The 5,692-nt window shown below is 69.2% G+C and carries 6 protein-coding genes; all 6 read right to left on the bottom strand.

Going from position 1 to position 5,692, the window contains the following annotated elements; all coding sequences use genetic code 11:
* Positions 1–940: UTP--glucose-1-phosphate uridylyltransferase GalU (gene galU, locus K0M70_RS10055; protein ID WP_290781736.1), on the bottom strand; the 940-nt coding region annotated here is incomplete at its 3' end.
* A 13-nt stretch (positions 941–953) separates the two neighbouring features.
* A complete protein-coding gene (locus K0M70_RS10050; RefSeq protein ID WP_290781735.1) occupies positions 954–2,828 on the bottom strand; it encodes a nucleoside-diphosphate sugar epimerase/dehydratase in 1,875 nt (624 codons plus the stop codon).
* Complete coding sequence (locus tag K0M70_RS10045) at positions 2,825–3,847, bottom strand: hypothetical protein (RefSeq protein WP_290781734.1); 1,023 nt, start codon at positions 3,845–3,847, stop codon at positions 2,825–2,827. Before K0M70_RS10045 ends, K0M70_RS10050 begins: the two co-directional genes overlap by 4 nt.
* Positions 3,844–5,016 carry a lipopolysaccharide assembly protein LapB gene (gene lapB / locus K0M70_RS10040; protein ID WP_290781733.1) on the bottom strand — a complete coding sequence of 391 codons (1,173 nt, stop codon included), beginning with the start codon at positions 5,014–5,016 and terminating at the stop codon, positions 3,844–3,846. The genes K0M70_RS10045 and lapB overlap by 4 nt, the downstream gene beginning before the upstream one ends.
* A complete protein-coding gene (locus K0M70_RS10035) occupies positions 5,009–5,275 on the bottom strand; it encodes a lipopolysaccharide assembly protein LapA domain-containing protein (protein WP_290781732.1) in 267 nt (88 codons plus the stop codon). Before K0M70_RS10035 ends, lapB begins: the two co-directional genes overlap by 8 nt.
* Positions 5,276–5,330: 55 nt before the next feature.
* Positions 5,331–5,630 carry an integration host factor subunit beta gene (locus K0M70_RS10030; RefSeq protein ID WP_290781731.1) on the bottom strand — a complete coding sequence of 100 codons (300 nt, stop codon included), beginning with the start codon at positions 5,628–5,630 and terminating at the stop codon, positions 5,331–5,333.
* Positions 5,631–5,692 lie beyond the last annotated feature (62 nt).

Genomic DNA, 5,692 nt, shown 5'->3' with positions numbered 1-5,692 from the left:
GGGCGGCGTCGCGGCGCGGGCGCGTTAGTAACTCCCACCCCCGGCCCCCGGCTGCCCCGCCTCCGCGCGCCAGCGCCGCCCGCATGAACTCGCGGGTCGGCTCGGCCAGGTCCTCGTGGTCGAGCGCGAACTGCATGGTCGCCTCGATCAGACCAATGCGGCTGCCGCAGTCGAAGCGACGGCCCTCGAAACGATAGGCCAGCACGCGCTCGCGCTCCATCAGCGCAGCGATGCCGTCGGTGAGCTGGATCTCGCCACCGGCACCCGGACGGGTCTTGGCCAACAGGTCGAAGATGCTGCCGCTGAGCACGTAGCGTCCAACCACCGCGAGGTTGCTGGGCGCCACTTCGGGCTTGGGCTTCTCGACGATGGCGCTGATCTCACCGTGCCGACCCGAGAAATCGCGGGTGGCGACGATGCCATAGCTGGCGGTCTGTTCGCGCGGGACGTCCTGCACGGCGATCACGCTGGCGGACTCGCGCTCGGCCAGTTCGGCCATCTGGCGCAGGGCGCCGTGGCCGGTGTTCCAGATCAGGTCATCGGGCAACAGCACCGCGAAAGGTTCATCGCCGATCACCGGCCGCGCGCACAGCACCGCGTGGCCCAGGCCAAGGGCCTCGGTCTGGGTGACGAACACGGCTCGCACGTTCCGGGGCAACACGTCCCGGATGAGGGCCAGCAGCTCGGACTTGCCGGCCTTTTCGAGCTTCTGTTCCAGCTCGTAGGCTTTGTCGAAGTAGTCGGCAACCGAATGCTTGTAGCGATTGGTGACGAACACCAGCGTGTCGCAGCCGGCCTCGATGGCTTCGTCCACCGCGTATTGGATCAGCGGCTTGTCCACCACCGGCAGCATTTCCTTGGGCACCGTCTTGGTGGCCGGAAGAAAACGCGTGCCGAGGCCGGCGACCGGGAATACCGCTTTCCTGATTCGGAAGCTCATGCAGTTGCACTCTTCAGAAAGGAGAAAGTTCAGGCGGGTATGGGTCGTCACCGCCGTTACCACCCGGATTGTACTCCGGCACGGCGTTACGCAGCAGTGACTCCAGCGCGTCCTGCGCGGACGGATCGGACAAAAGCAGCTGCAGCCGCTGCAGTTTTTCGCGCATTGCGGCCACATCGAACTCGCGCGGCATGGCCTTGAGGATGCGCGGGTGCTGCGTGCGCTGGTAGCGTTCGGCCGGATGGAACAGGATTTCGTGCAGCTTCTCGCCGGGCCGCAGCCCCGTGTAGCTGACCATGATGTCCACGCCGGGCCGCTTGCCGCTGAGGCGGATCATCTGCTCGGCCAACTCGCGGATGGCCACCGGCCGCCCCATGTCCAGCGCAAACACCGAACACGGCTCCCTGCCCAGGCTCAGCGAGCTCAGGATCAACTGGCAGGCCTCGGGGATGGTCATGAAATAGCGCGTCACCTCCGGGTGCGTCACGGTGACCGGGCCACCGGCGGCGATCTGCCTGCGGAACAGCGGAACCACGCTGCCGGCTGAATCGAGCACGTTGCCGAACCGCACGATCGACAGCGCCATGGCGCTGGAATGCAGCTCGGTCTGGCAGGCCAGTTCGGCGAAGCGCTTGCTGGCGCCCAGCACGTTGATCGGGCAAATGGCCTTGTCGGTGGAGATGAACACCAGCTGCCCCACCCCGGCCTGGACGCAGGCGCGGGCCAGCGTGCTGGTGGCGCCGACGTTGTTGCGCAGCGCCTCGCGCACGTGCTCCTCCAGCAGCGGGACCTGTTTGCAGGCCGCGGCATGGAACACGAAGTCCATCCCGTCGGCCAGCGCGATCCGGCAGGCGGTCGGGTCGCCGCAGTCGGCCAGATGCAGGCGCAGCAGCAGCTGGGGGAAATCACGCATGATCTCGGCGGAAATTTCGTGCAGCGGCAGCTCGGCGCGTTCAAACAGCACCAACTCGGCGGCGCCTGCGGCGGCGCACTGGCGCGCCAGCTCCGAGCCGATCGAACCGCCGGCGCCCGTCACCATCACCCGCTTGCCGGCAACGGCGGTGCGCGCCGCGCCGAACTCCACCGGCTCCCGGCCCAGCAGGTCCTCGATGCGCACCTCGCTCAGCTCAAGGCGCTGCGGCTTGCCGGCAAGCACGTCCGACAGCCGGGGCACCGTGCGGAACGGCAGGCCGGTTTCGTCGCAAAGTGAAACCACGCGCTGCATCTCGGCGGCGCTGGCCGACGGCATCGCGATAACGATCAGCCGGGGCGCCGTTTCCTGGGCGATGTAGGGCAAGTCATCAATCGTGCCCAGCACCGGTACGCCCTGAACCTTGGCGCCCCGCAGCGCCGCCTGGTCGTCCAGCAGGCCCACCGGCTGGTAGCGGCCATCGCTGCGCAGCTCCCGCAGCAGCGTTTCGGCGGTGCGGCCGGCGCCAAGCACCAGCACGCGCTGGGAATCGGCGGAATGGCCGGACTGGCGATGGTCCTTCCACAGCCGATACAGCAGGCGCGGAACCCCCAGCATCACCACCAGGGCCACCGGGTAGGGCACCAGCACCCGCCGCGGCACCAGGTCGACCTTGTCGAGCAGGAACAGCACCACCACGATCACCAGCACGCCCAGCAGCGCCGCGCGCACCAGGTTGCCCAGGTCCGGCAGGCTGGCGAAGCGCCACAGGCCGCGATACAGGCCCACCATGCGCAGCACCAGGCCCTGCGCGGTGAGCACGATCGCCAGTTCGAGCCACAGCGAAGGCGCCGGCGGCGCACCCGCCGCACTGGCCAGCCAGCGCAACGCCACCCACACCAGGGCCACCATGGCCAGGTCGTGCAGGGCGATCAGCAGCCGCGGCAGCAGGACCGAAAGGCTGGGGAAAAACTTCATCGAGCAGACTCCCTGTCCAGGCTCATATCCCGCGTTGGCGGCCAGTGCCGGCCACCCCAGGCGTACACCAGCACCGCCGCCAGGCCCACCAGCGCCAGCACGGCGCACTGGATTGGCGTCGAGGCCCCGGCGGTGGCCAAGGCCCAGGCCGCCAGCCCCGACAGCGCCGTCCAGGCGGCGTAACACAGGCCGATGCGCAGATGGCTCCAGCCGTGCAGCACCGCACGCTGGTAAAGGTGCTGGCGATGCGCAAGCCAAACTTTCTCGCGCCGGCGCAGGCGACCGAGCAGGGTAAGCCCGGCATCCGCCATCACGGCCGATGGCAGCAACAGCAGGTACCAGGCCGAGCCCTCGCCCATCGGCTGCGCCATCAACAGCAGCGCGGCCACGCCGTAGCCCAGCGCGAAACTGCCGGCGTCACCCAGGAAGAGCCGGGCCACCGGAACATTGAACGGCAGGAAGCCCAGGCAACCGGCCGCCATCGCCAGGCCAAGCCAGCCGGCCGGACTGGAGGCGCCGGTGACCAGCACGATGGCCGCGCCAACCATCAAGGCCTGGCCGGCAGCCATGCCGTTGCTGCCGTCGATGAAGTTCCAGAAATTGATCAGGACCATCACCAGTGCCCACGCTGCGGCAACCGCCGCGAACGTGCCCAGCAACTCGGGGGCCAGCGGCCACGCGAGCGCCAGGGGCAAGGCGCCCACCGCCTGCAGCCCCAGCTTGGGCAAGGCGCGCAAGGGGCGCAGGTCGTCGATCAGGCCAACGCCGGCGGTGATCACCAGCCCAAGGGCCACCAGCGTGCCGCGCTCGCCCAGCCCCGGCGTCGCCGCCAGCAGCACGGCGGCGATGGCCACGCCGCCGCCGCGGGGAATCGGCGCGTCATGCAGGCGCCGCTCGCCCGGGAGGTCCACCCACTGCCGGCGGATGGCCTGCACGCGCCAGGCACCGGCGATGGCCAGCGCGGCGAGAAATCCCAGCGTCGCAAACAGCCAGGGCGAGACGCTCCAGCCCGGGATCACTCGCTCACCGCGCCGTGGACGGGCTTGATGCTGCCCCATGATTTGCAGCCCGGGCATTGCCAGTGGTGGGCCCGGGCGCTGAAGCCGCAGCGCTGGCAGCGATAGCCCGGCGTGCGCACCACCAGCTGGTCGGTGATCTGCTTGAGCGTCCTGAGCGTGTCCGACGGGTCGCTGCTCAGGTCCTTGAGGCTCAGGTCGATGAAGGCAGCTTCGCCCCGCACCGACGGCCGCTGGTGCAGCTGTCGCGACAGGAAGGCGAGCGCCGCCGCGTGCCCTTCCTCGCGCTCGATCAGGCGGGACAGCGCCAGCACCGGGGAAACGCCCGGGTAGTGTTCGATGGTCTGCATCAGGAAGCCTCGCGCGCGGGCACTGTCGCCCAGCCGCTCGTAGCAGCCCAGCAGGGGTTCGAGGATGTCGGGCAAGAACTCGATGTCCTGGCGCGCCACGCGTTCGAAGGCGCGGATGGCGGCGGCGTCGTTGTTGTCCGCCAGCTCCAGCTGCCCCTCGGCCAGGCCCGCGCGCACGCAGTGGCTGTCGGCGGCGGAGGCCTCGGCCACGTGGTGCCGGGCCCCGGGAATGTCGCCCGACAGGCGGGCATTTTCGGCCAGCTCGCAGTGATACTGCGCCACCAGCTTGCCCATCGGTTCGCCGCTGGCGGCCTCGAACTGGCGCGCATGGTCGATGGCTTTGCCCCAGTCGCGCTCGGCCTGGTAGACCGATATCAGATGCCGCAGCGCCTGCGGCGCCAGCACGCCCATCCGCACCAGGTCGGTGAACAGCGTTTCCGCGCGATCAAGCAGCCCGGCGCGCATGTAGTCCTCGCCCAGCGCCAGCACGGCGCGGGTTTTCTGTTCGTCGCTCAGGCCGGCGCGACCCACCAGGCTCTGGTGCAGGCGGATGGCGCGGTCCACTTCGCCACGGCGGCGGAACAGGTGGCCCAGGGCGAACTGCGTCTCGACGGTGTCCTTGTCGACGGCGGCGATCTGCAGGAACACCTCGATGGCCTTGTCCTGCTGTTCGTTGAGCAGGTAGTTCAGGCCGCGGAAGTAGGTGCTGGACAGGCGGGAAATGCGCGCGCCACCGCGACGCTCACCGCCGCGCCGGCCGGCGATCCACCCGGACCCGGCGGCGATGGGCAGCAGCAGGAAAAGCCACGCCAACTCACTCATGGTGTTCCGGAGCCGCCGGTTCGACGGCCGTCGGGGGACGCCGCAGCTGGCGCCGCAGCGGCCAAACCACGGCCACCGTGAGCGCGCCGCCGGCAAGCAGGGCGCCCGCAAGCACGGCCGCCAGCAAGCTGGTGCCAAGGTTGGCGTGGTCGATGGTCGCCAGGCCCAGGTCGATGCGCACGGGCGTGCGGTTGAGCGCGCCGAAAAGCACGCCGAAGGCGACGAACAAGAGGGCGACGATGGCTTTGATCAGGCGCATCCGCGGAACTTCCAGAAGCCGGTGGCGGCAAGCTTAGCCCAGCCGGGGCGGAAACTCAGGATGTAGGCGATGCCGGGCTGGCGTTGACGCGATCGCGCAACTCCTTGCCGGGCTTGAAATGGGGAACATGCTTTCCGGGCAGGGCCACGGAATCGCCGGTCTTGGGGTTACGACCCAGGCGCGGCGGACGGAAATGCAGGGAAAAACTGCCGAAACCACGGATTTCGATACGCTCGCCCTGGGTCAAGGCGCCACTCATCATCTCGAGCAGGGTCTTGACCGCAAGATCAACGTCGTCAGCCTTCAAATGGGCCTGGCGACGCGACAGCACCTCGATCAGTTCGGACTTCGTCATGTCGTGGCGGGCCCTCGGGCTCGTGGCGGGTTGGAAGTAACGCGGGCCCGGGGGCAGGACCC

The sequence above is a fragment of the Arenimonas sp. genome, assembly GCF_019459675.1.
Lineage (GTDB): Bacteria > Pseudomonadota > Gammaproteobacteria > Xanthomonadales > Xanthomonadaceae > Arenimonas.
This window is presented reverse-complemented; position numbering and strand designations above follow the sequence as displayed.